Genomic DNA, 18,298 nt, shown 5'->3' on the forward strand with positions numbered 1-18,298 from the left:
GTCGTGCTGACGGCGTACGACCTCCTCCGCGGTCGAGCGGGCGGCGCGAAAGTCACACTGAGCGTGACTTTTGCGCCAGGGGGTCCTCTCGTCCGCGCCCTGTCGGCAGAGCTCTGACCGCGTTGACAAAGCCTGGAACCGACGCATAGGTTCAGGTCGCCCCTGACAACGCTTCCCCCCTGCGCGTTGTCAGGGGCACCCCTGCAGCCTGACAGCGCTGTCAGACGATCGAAGGAGATCGCGGCATGACCAGACCACTCCCGTCCGGACGCGCGGTCGCGCGGTCCGGCAGCGGCCGCGCCCGGCCTCTCGGCCTCGTGCTCGCCGCCGCTCTCGCCGTCCCGCTCGGAGTGCCTCTCGCGGCCCCCGCGGGAGCCCTCGCCGCCGCCCCCGCCGCGGCCGCGGAGCCTGGCGACTTCTCGTCGTCGTTCGAGTCCGGTGACCCGGCGGCGCTGCCCACCACGGTGGCCGAGCGCGACGGCGCGCCCTGGCAGGCGAACGTCGGCTCGTTCACGGCCGGCCTGCCCGGGAGCGTCCTCGGGCAGCTGAAGGGCGTCACCGCGAGCGCGCAGAACCTGCCCAACGAGGGCGCGGCGAACCTCGCCGACGGCAGCTCGGGCACCAAGTGGCTCGCGTTCGCGTCGACCGGCTGGGTCCGGTACGAGTTCGCCGAGCCCGTCTCGTTCGTCGCGTACACGATGACCTCCGGCGACGACGCCGCCGGTCGCGACCCGAAGACCTGGACGGTCGAGGGGTCGAACGACGGGTCCACGTGGACCGCGCTCGACCGGCGGACCGACGAGGACTTCCCGAACCGCCAGCAGACGCGCACGTTCGAGCTCGAGGCGCCCACCGCGGCGTACACCTACCTGCGCCTCAACGTCACGGCGAACTCGGGCGACTCCATCGTCCAGCTCGCCGGGTGGGACCTCTCGGCCGACCTGAGCGCCGGCCCGTCCGCGGCCCCCATGACGACGAAGGTCGGCACCGGGCCGCGCGTCAGCTTCACCAACAAGGCGGGCGTCGGGTTCTCCGGCCTGCACTCGCTCCGGTACGACGGCTCGCACCTCGCCGACGGCGAGACCTACGCGACGAACGTGCTCTACGACGACGTGGACGTCGCCGTGGGCGAGGACACGCGACTGAGCTACACGATCTTCCCCGAGCTGCTCGACGACCTGCAGTACCCGTCGACGTACGCGGCGGTGGACGTCCTGTTCACCGACGGGACCTACCTGTCCGACCTCGGCGCGCGCGACGCGCACGAGACGGTCGCGACCGCGCAGGCGCAGGGCGAGGGCAAGATCCTCTACGCCGACCAGTGGAACTCCGTGCGGGTCGACCTCGGCGACGTCGCCGCGGGCAAGACCGTGGACCAGGTGCTGCTCGGGTACGACAACCCGGGCGGTCACGCCGGGACGAAGTTCGCGGGCTGGCTCGACGACGTCGAGATCACGGCGGAGCCGGCCACGATCGACGGGTCGAGCCTCGCCAACTACGTGGACACGCGCCGCGGCACGCTCGCGTCGGGCAGCTTCTCGCGCGGGAACAACATCCCCGCGACGGCGACGCCGAACGGGTTCAACTTCTGGACGCCGTACACGAACGCCTCCTCGCAGAGCTGGCTGTACGAGTACCACAAGGCCAACAACGCCAACAACAAGCCCGTCCTCCAGGGCTTCGGGATCTCGCACGAGCCGAGCCCGTGGATGGGCGACCGCAACCAGCTGACGTTCCTCCCGTCGACGGCGTCGGGGACGCCCGACGCCACGCTCTCGACGCGCGGCCTCGAGTTCGACCACGCCGACGAGACGGCGCGGCCGGACTACTACGGGGTCACGTTCACCAACGGGTCCGCGATCGAGGCGACGCCCACCGACCACGGCGCGGTGCTCCGCTTCAGCTACCCCGGCGCCAAGGGCCACGTGCTCGTGGACAAGGTGGACGGCTCCTCCAAGCTCGCATACGACCAGGCCACCGGCACGATCTCCGGCTGGGTCGAGAACGGCTCGGGCCTGTCCGTGGGCCGCACGCGCATGTTCGTCGCCGGCACCTTCGACCGTAGTCCGACGGCGGTCGGGACGGCGGCGGGCAACCGTGCGGACGCGCGCTTCGCGACGTTCGACACGTCGTCCGACAAGACGGTCGAGCTGCGCGTCGCGACGTCGTTCATCAGCCTCGACCAGGCGCGCAAGAACCTCGACCTGGAGGTGACCGGCAAGACCTTCACCGAGGTCAAGGCCGCTGCCGCGCAGGCGTGGAACGACCGCCTGGGGGTCATCGAGGTCGAGGGCGCGAGCGAGGACCAGCTCGTCACGCTGTACTCCAACCTCTACCGCCTCAACCTGTACCCGAACTCGCAGTTCGAGAACACGGGCACGGCGCAGGAGCCGGTGTACAGGTACGCGAGCCCGGTCTCCGCGACCACGGGCTCCGCGACGGACACGCAGACCAACGCGAAGGTCGTCGACGGCAAGATCTACGTGAACAACGGGTTCTGGGACACGTACCGCACGGCCTGGCCGGCGTACTCGCTCCTCTACCCGGAGCTCGCGGCCGAGCTGGTCGACGGGTTCGTCCAGCAGTACCGCGACGGCGGGTGGATCGCGCGCTGGTCCTCGCCGGGCTACGCCGACCTCATGACGGGCACGAGCTCCGACGTCGCGTTCGCCGACGCGTACCTCAAGGGCTCGCTCCCGACGGGCACGGCGCTGGAGGCGTACGACGCCGCGCTGCGCAACGCGACCGTCGCGCCGCCGAGCAACGCCGTGGGCCGCAAGGGCCTGCAGACCTCCCCGTTCCTCGGGTTCACGCCGGAGTCCACGCACGAGTCCGTGTCGTGGGGCCTCGAGGGCCTGGTCAACGACTTCGGCATCGGCAACATGGCCGCCGCCCTCGCGGAGGACCCGGCCACGCCGGACGAGCGCCGCGAGACGCTGCGCGAGGAGTCCGCGTACTTCCTCGAGCGGGCCACGCACTACGTCGAGCTGTTCGACCCCGAGGTCGACTTCTTCGTGCCGCGGCACGAGGACGGCACGTGGGCCGTCGACCCCGAGACGTACGACCCGGAGGCCTGGGGCGGCGGGTACACCGAGACGAACGGCTGGAACTTCGCGTTCCACGCCCCGCAGGACGGCCAGGGCCTCGCCAACCTCTACGGCGGCAAGCAGGGCCTCGAGGACAAGCTCGACGAGTTCTTCTCCACGCCGGAGAAGGGCGCCGGCAACGGCGGCATCCACGAGCAGCGCGAGGCGCGCGACGTCCGCATGGGCCAGTGGGGCATGAGTAACCAGGTGTCGCACCACATCCCGTGGCTCTACGACGCCGCGGGCGCGCCGTCGAAGGCGCAGGAGAAGGTCCGCGAGGTCACCCGCCGCCTGTTCGTGGGCAGCGAGATCGGCCAGGGCTACCCGGGCGACGAGGACAACGGCGAGATGTCGTCGTGGTGGATCTTCGCCTCGCTCGGCTTCTACCCGCTCCAGGTCGGCTCGGACCAGTACGCGGTCGGCTCGCCGCTGTTCGACAAGGCGACCGTGCACCTGCCGGACGGCGACCTCGTCGTCAACGCCGAGAACAACTCGGTCGACAACGTCTACGTGCAGTCCCTCGCGGTGGACGGCGAGGCCCGCACCTCGACGTCGCTCTCGCAGGCCGACCTCTCGGGCGGCGCGACGCTGGACTTCGTCATGGGTCCGGAGCCGTCGGACTGGGGCACGGGCGAGGACGACGCGCCGCCGTCGCTCACCGAGGGCGACGAGCCCCCGACGCCGGTGCAGGACGCGACGACCGCGGGTCTCGGCACGACGACCGTCGCCGACGGCGACGCGACCACGAGCGCCGCGGCGCTCACGGACAACACGTCCGGCACGCGCACGACGTTCGCCACCACGACGCCGTCGATCACGTGGGCGGGCAACGGCATCCGCCCGACCGTCGGGTCGTACACGCTGACCTCCGGGGCGAGCGGGACGGCGTCGCCGTCCGCGTGGACCCTCGAGGGTTCCGACGACGGCGAGACGTGGACGACGCTCGACGAGCGGTCCGGCGAGCAGTTCCGCTGGGCCCTGCAGACGCGGCCGTTCACGGTCGCGGAGCCGACGGCGTTCGCGCGGTACCGGGTCACGGTGACCGCGACGTCGGGCTCCGGCGCGCTGTCGCTCGCCGAGGTCGAGCTCCTCGCCGACCCGAAGGAGTCGGGGGCCGAGGAGCTCACCCTCTCGGCCGCGCCGGACCGTGACGGCGTCACGGGCCGCGAGGTCTGGGGCTCGTTCGCGACCCTCACCGGGGTCGAGGGCGACGTCGCGGCGCTCGACGTGCAGGTCGCGTTCGGCGACGGCTCCGAGCCGGTCGCCGGGACGCTGCGGGCGGGCGCGTTCGGCGGGTACGCGGTGGACGCCGCGCACACGTGGACCGCACCCGGCGTCTACCCCGTGACCGTCACGGTCTCGGGCGAGGGGATCGAGACCGTCTCGGCCTCCTCGTACGTCAGCGTCTCGCTCCTGCGCGAGGGCTCGCTGCTCGCCGCGTACGACAACGTCTGCATCGGCGACGCCGGGACGACGGTCGGCTCGTGCGACGGCCAGGGCGTGTTCTTCGACCGGGCGCAGCTCGCGGCGAAGGGCTTCGTCCAGGGCGAGCGCGCGACGGTGCCGGGCACGGACCTCGCGTTCGACGTCCCGGCGGTCCCCGCCGGGCAGCCGGACAACGCCACGGGCGACGGGCAGACCGTCGAGCTCGACGTCCCCGCGGACGCGGAGCAGCTCTCGGTGATCGGCACGGGCACGGAGAAGAACCAGCAGGCCACCGGCACGCTGACCTTCGACGACGGCTCGTCGCAGCCCATCGACCTGAGCTTCGGCGACTGGTCGGGCGCGGCGCGCAACCCGGTGTTCGGCAACATCCCCGTCGCCGTGACGGACAACCGCCTGCGTGGCGGCAGCCCGCAGACCGGCACCCCCGCCGCGTTCTTCGCGACGGCGCCGATCACCCTCCCCGAGGGCAAGCGGCCCGTGAGCCTCACGCTCCCGGACCAGCCGGGCGAGCTCTCGCGCGACGGCCGCATCCACGTGGTCGCGGTCGCGCACGACGGCACGTTCGCCGAGCACCCCGCGCTCGAGGTCACGGCCGCGGAGGGCGTGACGCTCGCCGTCGGGCAGACCACGGACGTGGCGCTCGCGCAGGTGGCGGGCGGACGCGAGGGCGCCGACCTCCGGGCGGCGGTCACGTGGGGCGACGGCTCCGACGTCGCGGTCGGCACGGTGACCGACGGGTCGGTCTCCGGCTCGCACGCCTACACGGCGGCCGGGACGTACACGGCGTACGTCGTGGTCGACGACGGCTGGACCAGCCAGGTGGTCGAGGTCCCCGTGACCGTGACCGAGGCGGAGCCGGCGCTCGCCGTCGACGTCACGGTGAGCACCCGCTGCCTCGCCGGCAAGGCGTACGTCGCGGTCCGCGCCGAGAACGGCGAGGACGTGCCGCTCGCGATCCGGCTCGTCACGCCGTTCGGCACCAAGGAGGTCGCGGCCGTCGCGCCGGGCGCCAACGCCTACCAGTCGTTCGCGACGCGGGCCACGGCGGTCGAGGCCGGCACCGTCACCGTCGAGGCGGCGCGCGGCACCGGCGACGAGGAGGTGACGGCGTCGATCCAGGCCGACTACGCCGCCGTGACCTGCGGCTGAACCCCTGAGCCCGCCCCGCCCCGCGTCCGACCGGGGTGAGGCAGGCATGCACCACCGGCGGTGCCCCGGGATGATCGTCCCGGGGCACCGCGCCGTACGGGCACCGCGCCCGGCGGCGCCCCGCACCCAGCACGAGAAGGACCGAGAGATGACCGAGCACCCGACCGAGCAGCCCACGCCAGCGACCGACCTGCGGCGCTGGCGTCGCGAGCAGCTCGCCGACCTGCTGCGCTTCGGCGAGGCGTCGCTGCGCGCGGACGGCGCCGCGCAGTGGCTCGACGACGACGGGCGCCCCGACCTGTCGCAGCCGGTGCACACGTGGATCACGTCGCGCATGGCGCACGTGTACGCGTTCGCGTCGCTCCTCGGCGTGCCGGGCGCGGGGGAGCGGGCCGACGCCGCGCTCCACGGGCTGCGGGCGGTGCTCGTCGACGCCGAGAACGGTGGCTGGGTCTCGTCGCGCGGCCCCGCGCGGCGCCCGGGCGACGGCCACGACCCGGCGGCGGGCGAGGCCGTCCCGGTGGACGGGACGAAGAGCGCCTACGCGCACGCGTTCGTGGTGCTCGCCGCGGCGTCGGGCACGATCGCGGGCCGCGAGGGCGCGCGCGAGCTGCTCGACGCGGCGCTCGCCGTGCTCGACGAGCGGTTCTGGGAGCCCGGGCCGCGGATGCACGCCGACGAGTGGTCGCGCGACTGGACCGTGCTCGACGAGTACCGCGGCGTCAACGCGAACATGCACTCCGTCGAGGCGCTCCTCGCCGCGCACGACGCGACGGGCGACCCCGAGTGGCTCGCGCGCGCGGCGTCGGTCGCGGACCGCGTGGTGGGGTGGGCGCGCGAGAACGACTGGCGCATCCCCGAGCACTTCGACGCCGGCTGGAACCCCCTGCCGGACTACAACGCGGACCGCCCCCGCGACCCCTTTAAGCCCTACGGGTCGACGCCGGGCCACGGCCTGGAGTGGGCGCGCCTGCTGCTCCAGGTCGACGTCGCGGCCGGGACGCCCGGCGCGCGCACCGACGCCGCGGTCGCCCTCTTCGACCGGGCCGTCGCGGACGGCTGGGACGGCGAGCACGGCGGCGGCTTCGTGTACACGGTCGACTGGTCGGGCGCGCCGGTCGAGCCCCGGCGCTACCACTGGGTCGCCGCGGAGGCCGTCGCGGCCGCCGACGTGCTGGGCCGCGTCACGGGCGACCCCCGGTTCGCCGAGGCCGCCGCGGGTTGGTGGGAGTGGATCGACGAGCACCTCGTCGACCACGAGCGAGGGTCGTGGCACCACGAGCTCGACACCGCCAACCGGCCCGACGGCGTCACGTGGGTCGGCAAGCCCGACGTCTACCACGCGGCCCAGGCCGTGATCCTGCCCGACCTGCCGCTCACCGGCTCCCTCGCCGCCTCGGCCAAGGCCGCGGGCAGCATCCTGGGCTGACGCCCGGGCCTCGGACCGCCGAGGCCGGGGTCGCGCGCCACGTCACCGTCGCCGTGGCGCGCGACCTCGGGCTCGGCGACGACACCCCCATCAAGAGTTGTCTCTTGATGGGGGTTCCGTGTTCGTCGGGAGCGTCCCGTGGCACGCCCGCACGCCCTTCGCCGCGCGTGACGTCGCCCCCGAGGGCGATCTGCGCCTGTCCCGGGTGTGGACGGCAGACGATCTGCTGGCGGCGTGGCCGTGACGAAGCGCGTCGGGCCTGTGGCCCACGACGACGAGAGCCCCGCACCGGACCGGTGCGGGGCTCTCGCAGGCTGAGCGGGTGACGGGAATCGAACCCGCGCTATCAGCTTGGGAAGCTGAAGTTCTACCATTGAACTACACCCGCGCGGCGCCGGTGGCGTCCGCCCCGGGCCCTCTGGGAGGATCCTCGGCGAACCAGCGCGCGACCCGATCATAGCGGACGACGCCGGTGATGCCAGAACCGCCCGCACCACGACCAGTCCCGCGCCGACGAGCGGCGCGCCGCCCGAGGAGCCGCCTTGTCCGAGAACCCGTACCAGCAGCAGCCCGACCCGTCGCAGGGGACCCCCGGCCCGGGTGACCCGGTCTACGGCGGCTCCGCCACGCCGTCGGGCCCGACGCCGGGCTACGGCCAGCAGCCCGGGGCCGGTGACGCGTACGGCCAGCAGGCGTACGGGACGCCGGGTGCTCCGGGCTACGGACAGCCGACGCCCGACCAGGGCTACGGCTCCGCCCCGCAGCCGGGCTACGCCCAGCAGGGATACGGCCAGCAGCCGGGCTACGCGCAGCCCGGCGCCTACGGTCAGCCCGGCTACGACCCGGCGTACGACCCCCAGGCGAAGTCGCGTCTCGCGGCGGGCCTGCTGGGCATCCTCGTCGGCAGCCTCGGCATCCACCGCTTCTACCTCGGGTACACCGGCATCGGCCTGACGATGCTGCTCGTGTCGGTGCTGTCCTTCGGGTTCGCGGCGCCGGTCATCGCGATCTGGGGCCTGGTCGAGGGCATCCTCTACCTGACCTCGAAGACGGGCTACTACTCCGTGGACTCGACGGGCCGCCCGCTGCGCGCCTGACCTCCCGTCCGCGGGCGGGGGCCGCGCCGCCTCGACGACGAGCCGGCGCGGCCCCGCGCCCGACGGCGCTCGGCCCGCGCTGACCCAGGGCGCCGGTCGGGGGCGCCGATCCAGGGCGCCGATCCACGGTGCGGAGCCCGGTCCGGGCACGCTCCGGCGTCGGCTAGCGTGGGCCCGTGCTGCTCTCCGACCGCGACATCCGGGCCGAGCTCGACGCCGGCCGCGTCCAGCTCGAGCCGTACGACCCGGCGATGCTCCAGCCGTCGAGCATCGACGTGCGCCTCGACCGGTTCTTCCGGCTGTTCGACAACCACAAGTACCCCTTCATCGACCCGTCGCAGGACCAGCCCGACCTCACGCGGCTCGTCGAGGTCGACCCGGCCGAGCCGTTCGTGCTCCACCCCGGGGAGTTCGTGCTCGGGTCCACGTTCGAGACGGTCACGCTGCCCGACGACGTGGCGGCGCGCCTGGAGGGCAAGTCGAGCCTGGGCCGCCTGGGCCTCCTCACGCACTCCACGGCGGGGTTCATCGACCCGGGCTTCTCCGGGCACGTGACGCTCGAGCTGAGCAACGTGGCGACGCTGCCGATCACCCTGTGGCCGGGCATGAAGATCGGCCAGCTGTGCTTCTTCCGGCTGTCCTCGCCCGCCGACAACCCGTACGGCTCCAGCGTCTACGGCTCCCGCTACCAGGGCCAGCGCGGCCCGACGGCCTCCCGCTCGTGGCAGAACTTCCACCGCACCGACGTCTGAGCGCGGCCCGCCGCGTCGGACGCCGCTCGACCCCGCAGGACCCGAGGACCGGAGGACCGCACCGCATGAGCCCGCTCCCGCCGCTGCCGCACCCCGCCGGGCCCGGCGCCGCGCAGTCCTACCAGGCGCGGCACGTGCTGGGGCTGCCCGCCGACGTCCACGTGGACGAGGTCGAGACGCTCGCGCTCTCGCGGTTCGCGGGCGCGCGCTGGGACGTCGCGCCGGAGGGCACCGAGCCCCTCGTGCCGCCCGCGCGCACCGCGCGGCCGGGCGAGCCGGGGGTCCTGCGCACGTCGCGCCACACGACGCTCACCGGCCCGTACGCGGGCCCCGGTTCGGGCGTGCCGGGCACCGCGCTCGTGTTCGACGTCGTCTGCCCCCGCGAGCGCGGGGACGTCCCTTACCCGGGCGGCGGGGACCGGGACGGCGTCGGGCGCGCGTTCCCCGGCGGCCTGCCGGTCCGGGAGGAGGAGCGCGTGGTCGCGTTCCTCGTCGCGGCGGCGCGCCGCCTCGGCGGGTCGGTCCGGACCGACGTCGGCAACCCGGCGGGGGCGGGCGTCGTCCTCACGCCGGACCCGGGCGTCGCGGTCGACATGACGCTGTACTCGGACGTGTGGCTCGACCCGCACGCCGCGCTCGCGCTCGTCGGCCGGCTCCACCCCCGCACGCGGCTCGCGACGGAGGGCAAGCCGTACGAGGGGCCGCCGAAGGGCATCGCGGAGCTGCCGCTCTACCCGGGCGAGAAGATGGACCCCGAGCTGCGGCGCGCGCTGCACGCCGCGGCGGACGACGTCGACATCAAGGCGCTGACCGCCGGTGCGGTGCTCGACGGATACGGCCTCCTCGTCGACCTGGGCATGGACGGGCTCGTCGCGGTCGAGGTCGGCGGCGAGGAGGCGCTGCCCCTCCTGCTGCGCGGGCTGCCGTGGACGGTGGGCGGCGCGGTGAGCTACCGCGTGCGCTGGGAGCCGCAGGACCTCGCGGAGTCCCAGCGGGAGCAGCCGTCGCTCGACCACCAGATCGCGCGCAAGCGCGCCGCGGAGGTGGTCACGCAGGTCACGCGGACGCTGCACCAGGCGGTCGGCGGGGAGATCGCGGACGAGGCGGAGTTCCTCGTGGACCCCGAGGATCTGTGACGGCCGACTGAGGAATCGGTCACGGACGGGGCTACGGGCGCCCCGCACGGCTGAGGAGTCGGTAAAATGGTTCTCGGCCCGGCCTCGTCGGCGCCGTGAACTGTCGTGCCCTGCGGCTTCCCCCCGCCCGGGCGCGGCGATGACAAGTCCAGCAAGAACTTCGCCCACCCGCCCCCGACCCGGACGGAGCGGCCCGTGCTCTACGTGCTCCTTGCCCATCTCGTGATGGCACTGGGCGCGCCTGCACTCGTCTCGTTCCTCGGCCGCCGGGCGTTCCTCGTCATGGCGCTCGCGCCGGCGTCCGCGGCGGCCTACGCGCTCGCCTGGACCGACCGCGTGATGTCGGGGGAGCACCCGACGCAGGTCATCGAGTGGGTGCCCGGGCTGGGGCTCGAGCTCGCCTTCCGCATGGACACGCTGTCGTGGCTCATGCTGCTGCTCGTCGGCGGCGTGGGCGCCCTCGTCCTCGTCTACTGCTCGGCCTACTTCTCGCCCACCGCGCAGGGCCTGCGGCGGTTCGGCGGCGTCCTCACCGCGTTCGCGGGGGCGATGGTCGGGCTCGTCACCGCGGACGACATGCTGCTCCTGTTCGTGTTCTGGGAGCTCACGACCGTCTTCTCGTACCTGCTGATCGGCCACTACGCCGACCGCAAGGCGAGCCGTCGTGCCGCCATGCAGGCGATCATCCTCACCACCGCGGGCGGTCTCGCCATGCTCGTGGGGGTCGTGATCCTCGGCGTCCAGGGCGGGACGTTCCGCATGTCCGAGATCATCGCGGACCCCCCGACGGGCGGCGCCGTGACCGCCGCGATCGTCTGCCTCCTCGTGGGCGCGGCGAGCAAGTCCGCGCTCATCCCGCTGCACTTCTGGCTGCCCGCCGCGATGGCGGCGCCCACGCCGGTGAGCGCGTACCTGCACGCGGCCGCGATGGTCAAGGCCGGTGTCTACCTCGTCGCGCGCTTCGCCCCCGCCTACTCGGACACGACGGTCTGGCGCACGCTCGTCGTCGTGCTCGGCGCGGGCACCCTGCTCGTGGGCGGCTACCGCGCGCTGCGGCAGTACGACCTCAAGCTCGTCCTCGCGTTCGGCACCGTGAGCCAGCTCGGCCTCATCATCCTGCTCGTGGGCCTCGGGACGCGCGGCGCCGCGCTCGCCGGGCTCGCCATGATCGGCGCGCACGCGATGTTCAAGGCCTCGCTGTTCCTCGTCGTCGGCGTGGTCGACGCCGCGGCCGGCACGCGCGACCTGCGCCGCCTCACGGGCGTGGGCAAGGCCCTGCCGTGGACCGCGGTCGCGGGCGGGCTCGCCACCGCGTCGATGATCGGGCTGCCGCCGTTCGCCGGGTACGTCGCGAAGGAGGCGGCGCTCGAGTCGCTCCTGCACGGCGAGGGGCCTGTGTGGGTCGACACGGTCGTGCTGTGGTCGGTCGTCGTCGGCTCGATGTTCACGGTCGCGTACGGCCTGCGCTTCTGGTGGGGCGCGTTCGCGTCCAAGCCGCACCTCGGCCGGTCGCCCGCGCGCGCCAACGCGCACGAGAAGGCGTGGGGCGCCGGCGCCGCGCGCCGCCCGGTCGTCGAGGCCGAGGAGCCGCCGATCGACCCGGCGCGCATCCACCGCCAGCCGTTCCTGCTCGTGGGCCCGGCCGTCGTGCTCGCGGTCCTCGGCCTCGCGACGGCGCTCGTGCCGCACTTCGGTGAGGACCTCCTCGCCCCCTACGCCGACACGTACCCCGTCGGCGAGCCCGGGCACCTCGTCCTGTGGGCCGGCTTCACGCCCGCGCTCGCCCTGACCGTCCTCGTGCTCGCGGTCGGCGTCGTGCTGTTCTGGCAGCGGTCGCGCGTCGAGCGGTTCCAGGCGTCGCTGTGGACGGGGCCCGAGGCCGACGTCACGTACCGCAAGGTCATGCGCAAGCTCGACGACCTGGCCGCCGACGTCACGGCCGTCACGCAGCGTGGTTCGCTCCCGTTCTACCTCGGCGCGATCCTCGTGGTCCTCGTGCTCGGCCCGGGCGTCGTCATGGTCGCGCAGACCGCGTGGCCCGAGCAGCTCCGGGCATGGGACCGTCCCGCGCAGCTCGTCGCCGTCGCCGCGATCTGTATCGCCTCGGTGCTCGCCGCGCGCTCGCGCCGCCGGCTCAAGGCCGTGATCCTCGTCGGGATCGCGGGCTACGGCAACGCCGTCCTCTTCCTCCTGCACGGCGCGCCCGACCTCGCGCTCACGCAGGTCCTCGTCGAGACGATCACGCTCGTCGTCATGGTGCTCGTGCTGCGGCGCCTGCCCGCGTACTTCTCGAACCGGCCGCTCGCGGCGAGCCGGTGGGTCCGCCTGGGGATCGGCCTCGCGGTGGCCGTCGTCATGATGGGCTTCGCGCTCGTCGCGCCGCTCGCGCGCGTCGCGACGCCCATCTCGGTGGACTTCCCGGCCGAGGCCTACGAGTTCGGGCACGGCAAGAACATCGTCAACGTGACCCTCGTGGACATCCGCGCGTGGGACACGATGGGCGAGATCTCCGTCCTCCTGGCCGCCGCGACGGGCGTCGCGTCGCTCGTGTTCCTGCGCTCGCGCAGCGGCGAGATCCTGCGCGCGTCGGGGGCCCGGCCCGCGACCACGGCCACCGGCTCCGGCGTCTGGAGCGACACCGACGACCCGGGTGCCGCGCTGCGCCGCCGCGGGGTCACGGAGAAGGACCAGCCGCGCATGCTCGTGTGGCTGAGCGCCGGGCGCACCCTCGCGCCGCAACGCCGCTCGGTGATCTTCGAGGTCGTCACGCGCGTGCTGTTCCACGCCATGATCGTCTTCGCGCTCTTCCTGCTGTTCTCCGGCCACAACGCGCCGGGCGGCGGGTTCGCGGCGGGGCTCGTCGTCGGCATCGCGCTCATCGTGCGCTACCTCGCGGGCGGGCGGTACGAGCTCGGCGAGGCCGCGCCCGTCCACCCCGGTCTGCTCCTCGGGACGGGCCTGTTCCTGTCCGCGGGCGTGGGGCTCGTCGCGTTCCTGCTCACCGGCAACGTGCTCGGCAGCGAGGCCTACGACCTCGCGCTCCCGCTCGTCGGGGAGATCCACCTCGTGACGTCGCTGTTCTTCGACGTCGGCGTGTTCCTCGTCGTCGTGGGTCTCGTCCTCGACATCCTGCGCACGCTCGGCGCCGAGATCGACCGGCACGCGGAACGCGCCGCCGCGGGCCGCGAGCCCGGCGAGGACACGGGGCCGTTCGAGGCCATGGAGCCCGACTCGATCGGAGGTGGCCGCCGGTGAACGTCATCGACATGACGCCCAGCGTCGTCCTCGTCCTCGCGATCGGCGTGCTGTTCGCCGCGGGCGTCTACCTGCTCCTCGAGCGGAGCCTCACGCGCGTCCTGCTCGGGTTCATCCTCATGGGGAACGGCGCCAACCTGCTCTTCCTCGTCGCCGGCGGGCGCGCCGGGGGCGCGCCGCTCATCGGCACGACGCCCGAGGAGGACATGAGCGACCCGCTCGTCCAGGCGATGGTCCTCACGGCCATCGTCATCACGCTCGGCATCACGGCGTTCGTGCTCGCGATGGCCTACCGCTCGTGGCAGCTCCACGGCCACGACGAGGTGCAGGACGACCTCGAGGACCGCCGCGTCGCGCGGCACGCCGCGCGCAACGCGCCCGCGTTCGAGGACGCGGACACGGAGGAGAGCGGCGCCACCCTGGACGACGAGGCCGCCCAGGTCCGCGACGAGACCGACGGCGACGGCGACGGCGTCACGGACGGCGAGGAACCGCCGTCGGGCCCGGCCGGGCAGGACGCCGGGGACGCCACGGACGGCCGCACCGGCGGCTCCGACGCCCGGGACGACGACGCACGACCTGACGACCGACGGACCGACGGGAAGGAGCCGCGATGAGCCTCACCGCTGCGGCCCTCGTCCCGCTCCCCGTCGTCCTGCCGCTCGTCGCGGCCGGTCTCGCGCTCGCGCTCTGGCGCCACCCGCGCGCCCAGCGCATCATCACCGTGGCCGCGCTCGCGCTCGTCCTCGCGGCGTCCGTCGGCCTCCTGGTCGCGGCCGACTCGGGGCCGATCGTCGTCGACGTCGGCGGCTGGGCGGCGCCGGTCGGGATCGACCTCGTCGCGGACCGGCTCTCGTCGCTCATGCTCGTGGTGTCGAGCTTCGTCATGCTGTGCGTCCTGCTGTACTCGCTCGCGCAGGGCGTGGCGGACGGCGACGAGGAGGCGCCGGTCGCCATCTACCACCCGACGTTCATGGTGCTCGCGGCGGGCGTGTTCAACGCGTTCCTCTCGGGCGACCTGTTCAACCTCTACGTCGGGTTCGAGATCTTCCTCGCCGCGAGCTACGTGCTCCTCACGCTCGGCGGCACGGGCGAGCGCATCCGCGCCGGGTCGATCTACGTGGTCGTGGCGCTGCTCTCCTCGATCGTCTTCCTCGTCGCGATCGCGCTCACCTACGCCGCGACCGGCACGGTCAACCTCGCCCAGCTCTCGGAGCGGTACGCGGAGATCGACCCGGGCACGGCGCTCGCGATCCAGCTCCTGCTGCTGCTCGCGTTCGGCATCAAGGCGGCGATCTTCCCCCTGTCCGCGTGGCTGCCCGACTCCTACCCGACGGCGCCCGCCCCCGTCACCGCGGTCTTCGCGGGCCTGCTCACCAAGGTGGGCGTCTACGCGATCATCCGCACGCAGACGCTGCTCTTCCCCGAGGACAGCGTCGTCGACGACGTCCTCATGTGGCTCGCGCTGCTGACCATGGTCGTCGGCATCCTCGGCGCCGTCGCGCAGAACGACATCAAGCGACTGCTGTCGTTCACGCTCGTGAGCCACATCGGCTACATGATCTTCGGCATCGCGCTCGCGTCCGAGCCGGGCATGGCGGCCGCGATCTTCTACGTGGTGCACCACATCACGGTGCAGACGACGCTGTTCCTCGTCGTCGGCCTCGTGGAACGCCGCGGCGGGTCGACGTCGCTCGACCGCCTCGGCGGGCTCGCCAAGCTCGCGCCCGGGCTGGCCATCCTGTTCTTCATCCCGGCGATGAACCTCGCGGGCATCCCGCCGCTGTCGGGCTTCCTCGGCAAGGTCGGCCTCCTCGAGGAGGGCGTCGCGCAGGGCACGCCGCTCACGTGGGCGCTCGTCGTGGGGTCGGTCGTGACGTCGCTGCTCACGCTGTACGCGATCGTCAAGGCGTGGAACAAGGCCTTCTGGCAGACGGCGCCCGTCGAGATCCCCGCGGACGCGCGCCTGCCGCGCGGCATGGTCGGCCCGGCGACGGCGCTCGTCGCGTTCGGCCTCGCGCTCACCGTGGTCGCGGGCCCGCTCTACTCGTACACCGAGCGCGCCGCCGCGACGCTGCTCGACGGCCACACGTACGTCGACGCCGTGTTCCCCGGCGACTCCGACCGCGGCCAGGGCGAGTCGAACGAGGTCGCGACGGGTGAGAGCGACGGCACGGAACCCGCCGGCACTGAACCCGCCGGCACCGAACCGGCCGGCACGGGCGGAGGTGCGGACGGATGAGCCTGCACCGCCGCCGCCGCGCGCTCGCCTCCGGCTGGTTCGCCCGCGTCACCACGCAGTGGCGCACCGTCCTGTGGCTGACGATCGTCTGGGTCATGCTCTGGGGCGACCTGTCCGTGGGCAACGTGCTCGCGGGCGTCCTCATCGGGTTCGCCGTCATCACGTTCTTCCCGCTGCCGTCGATCGCGGCGCGCGGGAAGTTCCGGCCGTGGCCGTTCCTCGTGCTCGTCGGGCGTTTCGTCTCCGACCTCGTCGTCGCGTCGTTCCAGGTGAGCCTCCTCGCGCTGAACCCGCGGCACACGCCGCGCGGCGCGGTGGTGGGCGTGCGGCTGCGGAACCCGTCCGACATCTACCTGACCATCACGGCCGAGCTGTCGTCGCTCGTGCCCGGCTCGATCGTCGTCGAGGCGCACCGCCTCACCGGGATGCTCTACCTGCACGTGCTCGACGTCGAGACCGCGGGCGGCGTGGAGAAGGTCCGCGAGGACACGCTCGCGCTCGAGGCGCGCGTGCTGCACGCGTTCGCGTCGAACGACGAGCTGCGGGCCGCCGGCCTGTACGACGTCCCGTCCGCGCGAGAGGTGGCCGAGGCATGAGCGACACCGTCTACCTCGTGATCGTCGTGGTGAGCGCCGTGCTGCTCGCCGCGGGGGCCACCTTCGCCGTCGCGCGCGCCGAGCGCGGGCCGTCGATGCTCGACCGGACGATCGCGCTCGACGTCTTCACGACGACGCTCGTCGGGGCGATCGCGCTCGAGGCCGCGTTCTCCCGGCGCACGGACACCATCCCGATCCTCGTCGTGCTCTCGCTCGTCGGGTTCGTGGGCTCGGTGACGATCGCGCGGTTCGCGTCGGTCGAGCCCGAGGACGAGGGCCGCATCCGCACGGCCGAGGAGATCGCCGCCGAGGACGCCGCCCGCCGCGAGGCGGAGGAGTCCGACCGGGACTCGGCGGTCGACGCCGAGCACCACGGCGGCGCGCCCGACGGGGAGGTGCGCTGATGGACCCGACCACCGGCCTGTGGGACACGGTCGCCGACGTCGTGTCCGCGGTCTTCCTCCTGTGCGGCGCGTTCCTCGCGTTCGCCGCGGGCGTGGGCGTCGTGCGGTTCCCCGACCTGCTGGCGCGCATGCACGCGGCGACCAAGCCCCAGGTGCTCGGGCTGATCCTCGTGCTCGCCGGCCTGAGCCTGCGGCTGCGCTCGTGGGGCGCCGTCGCGACGCTGTTCCTCGTCGTCGTGTTCCAGCTCCTCACGTCGCCCGTCGCGGCGCACATGGTCGGCCGCGCGGGCTACCGCACGGGCAAGGTCCGCACGGACCTGCTCGTCGTCGACGAGCTCACGCGCGACCAGGAGGCGGCGGAGCGCGAGGACACGGGCGAGCACGACGACGCGGACCGGCACGGCGAGCCGGGTGCCACCGGCGGCGTCGAGCTCGCCGACACGGGCGACCCCGGGCCCGACGACGCGGGTCGCCCCGCCGACGCGGAGGGCCCGGCGCGCTGACGCCGCCGCGCGCACGCACGGTGCCGGACCTGGCGTCCGGGCCGTGCGCGCCCGGCCCGTGCGTGCTCGACGCGTGAGCGTCCGGCCTCCGCGCGCGGGTCGTGCACGCGGCTGGTAGACCGGCAGCATGCCCGACGCCCCCACGCCCGCCCCGCCGCAGCCGGAGTCGCGCAACCCGCGCGTCGCGCGACCGGAGGGTGGCGGCGACAGCACCGTCACGGTGATCGTCGCATTCCTCGCGAACGCGCTCATCGCGGGCGCGAAGACGGTCGCCGCGACGGTGACCGGCTCGGCGTCGATGCTCGCGGAGGCCGTCCACTCGTGGGCGGACACGGGCAACGAGATCTTCCTCCTCGTCGCCGACCGGCGCTCGCGCCGCCCGGCGGACACCGAGCACCCCCTCGGGTTCGGCCGCGAGGCGTACGTGTGGTCGATGTTCGCGGCGATCGGGCTGTTCGCGGTCGGCGCGGGGGTGTCGATCACGCACGGCATCCAGGAGCTGGTGCACCCGCAGCCGGCGGACGACTTCGTGGTCGCCTACGCGGTCCTCGCCCTGGCGTTCGTGCTCGAGGGCGTGTCGTTCCTGCGCGCCCGGCGGCAGGCGCGCGCCGAGGCGCAGGCCGCGGACCGCGACACCCTGCACCACGTGCTCGTCACGTCGGACCCGACGCTGCGCGCGGTGTTCGCGGAGGACGCCGCCGCGCTGATCGGCCTCGTGGTCGCGTTCGGGGGCGTCCTGGCCCACCAGCTCACCGGGTCGCCCGTGCCCGACGCCGTCGGGTCGATCGTCGTCGGCCTCGTCCTCGCGGTGGTGTCCGTCGTGCTCATCGACCGCAACCGGCGGTTCCTCGTGGGGGAGGCGGCGATGCCGGCGACGCGCGCCGCGGTGCTCGCGGGCATCCGCGACCTGCCGGAGGTCGAGCGCGTCACGTACCTGCGGCTCGAGTACGTCGGGCCTCGCGCGCTGTACCTCGTGGCGAGCGTGGACCTGCGCGGCGACGAGTCCGAGACGTCCGTCGCCCGTCGGCTCGACGAGCTCGAGCGCCGGGTGACGTCCGTGCCGCTCATCGCGGGCGCGGTGTTCACGGTCTCCGCCCCGGAGGAGCCGTCGATCGTCTGACCTGGCGGCCGACTCCCGCCGTCGAACGGGCGCAGAACGGACGAAGCGGTACACATCCGCGGTCCTCATGGGTAGGGTCGAGC

Annotated in this window: 12 protein-coding genes and 1 tRNA gene; 12 read left to right on the forward strand and 1 reads right to left on the reverse strand. The window is 73.8% G+C overall.

Annotated elements, in window-relative coordinates:
* Window positions 1-245: 245 nt before the first annotated feature.
* Together BJP59_RS00175 and BJP59_RS00180 are read left to right on the forward strand one after the other, a co-directional pair.
* Window positions 246-5,681 (forward strand): GH92 family glycosyl hydrolase, encoded by a 5,436-nt coding sequence (locus BJP59_RS00175; RefSeq protein ID WP_194521840.1) that lies wholly within the window; start codon window positions 246-248, stop codon window positions 5,679-5,681.
* Between the two features lie 148 nt (window positions 5,682-5,829).
* Window positions 5,830-7,110, forward strand: coding sequence for an AGE family epimerase/isomerase (locus tag BJP59_RS00180; RefSeq protein ID WP_194521841.1), 1,281 nt, complete (start codon window positions 5,830-5,832; stop codon window positions 7,108-7,110).
* Window positions 7,111-7,427: 317 nt separating this feature from the next.
* Here BJP59_RS00180 and BJP59_RS00185 read toward each other — a convergent pair.
* Window positions 7,428-7,498, reverse strand: a tRNA-Gly gene (locus BJP59_RS00185).
* A 154-nt stretch (window positions 7,499-7,652) separates the two neighbouring features.
* Between BJP59_RS00185 and BJP59_RS00190 the strand changes: the two genes are divergently transcribed.
* From BJP59_RS00190 to BJP59_RS00235, 10 genes are all read left to right on the forward strand, one after another.
* Complete coding sequence (locus BJP59_RS00190; RefSeq protein WP_194521842.1) at window positions 7,653-8,207, forward strand: TM2 domain-containing protein; 555 nt, start codon at window positions 7,653-7,655, stop codon at window positions 8,205-8,207.
* Window positions 8,208-8,383: 176 nt separating this feature from the next.
* Window positions 8,384-8,959, forward strand: a complete 576-nt coding sequence (gene dcd / locus BJP59_RS00195; RefSeq protein WP_034652708.1) for a dCTP deaminase — start codon at window positions 8,384-8,386, stop codon at window positions 8,957-8,959.
* Window positions 8,960-9,024: 65 nt separating this feature from the next.
* Window positions 9,025-10,095 carry a hypothetical protein gene (locus BJP59_RS00200; protein WP_043653002.1) on the forward strand — a complete coding sequence of 357 codons (1,071 nt, stop codon included), beginning with the start codon at window positions 9,025-9,027 and terminating at the stop codon, window positions 10,093-10,095.
* Between the two features lie 195 nt (window positions 10,096-10,290).
* Window positions 10,291-13,350 (forward strand): Na+/H+ antiporter subunit A, encoded by a 3,060-nt coding sequence (locus tag BJP59_RS00205; protein WP_194521843.1) that lies wholly within the window; start codon window positions 10,291-10,293, stop codon window positions 13,348-13,350.
* Window positions 13,347-13,967 (forward strand): Na(+)/H(+) antiporter subunit C, encoded by a 621-nt coding sequence (locus BJP59_RS00210; RefSeq protein WP_128082744.1) that lies wholly within the window; start codon window positions 13,347-13,349, stop codon window positions 13,965-13,967. The genes BJP59_RS00205 and BJP59_RS00210 overlap by 4 nt, the downstream gene beginning before the upstream one ends.
* Window positions 13,964-15,592, forward strand: coding sequence for a Na+/H+ antiporter subunit D (locus tag BJP59_RS00215; protein ID WP_194521844.1), 1,629 nt, complete (start codon window positions 13,964-13,966; stop codon window positions 15,590-15,592). The genes BJP59_RS00210 and BJP59_RS00215 overlap by 4 nt, the downstream gene beginning before the upstream one ends.
* Window positions 15,589-16,188 carry a Na+/H+ antiporter subunit E gene (locus BJP59_RS00220; protein WP_021482449.1) on the forward strand — a complete coding sequence of 200 codons (600 nt, stop codon included), beginning with the start codon at window positions 15,589-15,591 and terminating at the stop codon, window positions 16,186-16,188. The genes BJP59_RS00215 and BJP59_RS00220 overlap by 4 nt, the downstream gene beginning before the upstream one ends.
* Window positions 16,185-16,592 carry a monovalent cation/H+ antiporter complex subunit F gene (locus tag BJP59_RS00225; protein WP_021482448.1) on the forward strand — a complete coding sequence of 136 codons (408 nt, stop codon included), beginning with the start codon at window positions 16,185-16,187 and terminating at the stop codon, window positions 16,590-16,592. Before BJP59_RS00220 ends, BJP59_RS00225 begins: the two co-directional genes overlap by 4 nt.
* A complete protein-coding gene (gene mnhG, locus BJP59_RS00230) occupies window positions 16,592-17,095 on the forward strand; it encodes a monovalent cation/H(+) antiporter subunit G (protein WP_194521845.1) in 504 nt (167 codons plus the stop codon). Before BJP59_RS00225 ends, mnhG begins: the two co-directional genes overlap by 1 nt.
* Before the next feature lie 127 nt (window positions 17,096-17,222).
* The gene (locus BJP59_RS00235) at window positions 17,223-18,215 is read left to right on the forward strand and encodes a cation diffusion facilitator family transporter (protein WP_021483834.1); all 993 of its coding nucleotides are present in this window, start codon (window positions 17,223-17,225) and stop codon (window positions 18,213-18,215) included.
* The last annotated feature ends 83 nt before the right edge of the window (window positions 18,216-18,298 follow it).

The sequence above is a fragment of the Cellulosimicrobium sp. JZ28 genome (assembly GCF_015327065.1).
GTDB classification, from domain to species: Bacteria; Actinomycetota; Actinomycetes; order Actinomycetales; family Cellulomonadaceae; genus Cellulosimicrobium; species Cellulosimicrobium funkei.

Excerpts from the sequence above, each read along its gene's own strand:
- mnhG (WP_194521845.1), top strand. The coding sequence starts at position 16,592 with ATGGACCCGACCACCGGCCTGTGGGACACGGTCGCCGACGTCGTGTCC.
- BJP59_RS00225 (WP_021482448.1), top strand. The coding sequence starts at position 16,185 with ATGAGCGACACCGTCTACCTCGTGATCGTCGTGGTGAGCGCCGTGCTG.
- BJP59_RS00215 (WP_194521844.1), top strand. The coding sequence starts at position 13,964 with ATGAGCCTCACCGCTGCGGCCCTCGTCCCGCTCCCCGTCGTCCTGCCG.
- BJP59_RS00235 (WP_021483834.1), top strand. The coding sequence starts at position 17,223 with ATGCCCGACGCCCCCACGCCCGCCCCGCCGCAGCCGGAGTCGCGCAAC.
- BJP59_RS00200 (WP_043653002.1), top strand. The coding sequence starts at position 9,025 with ATGAGCCCGCTCCCGCCGCTGCCGCACCCCGCCGGGCCCGGCGCCGCG.
- BJP59_RS00180 (WP_194521841.1), top strand. The coding sequence starts at position 5,830 with ATGACCGAGCACCCGACCGAGCAGCCCACGCCAGCGACCGACCTGCGG.
- BJP59_RS00220 (WP_021482449.1), top strand. The coding sequence starts at position 15,589 with ATGAGCCTGCACCGCCGCCGCCGCGCGCTCGCCTCCGGCTGGTTCGCC.
- BJP59_RS00175 (WP_194521840.1), top strand. The coding sequence starts at position 246 with ATGACCAGACCACTCCCGTCCGGACGCGCGGTCGCGCGGTCCGGCAGC.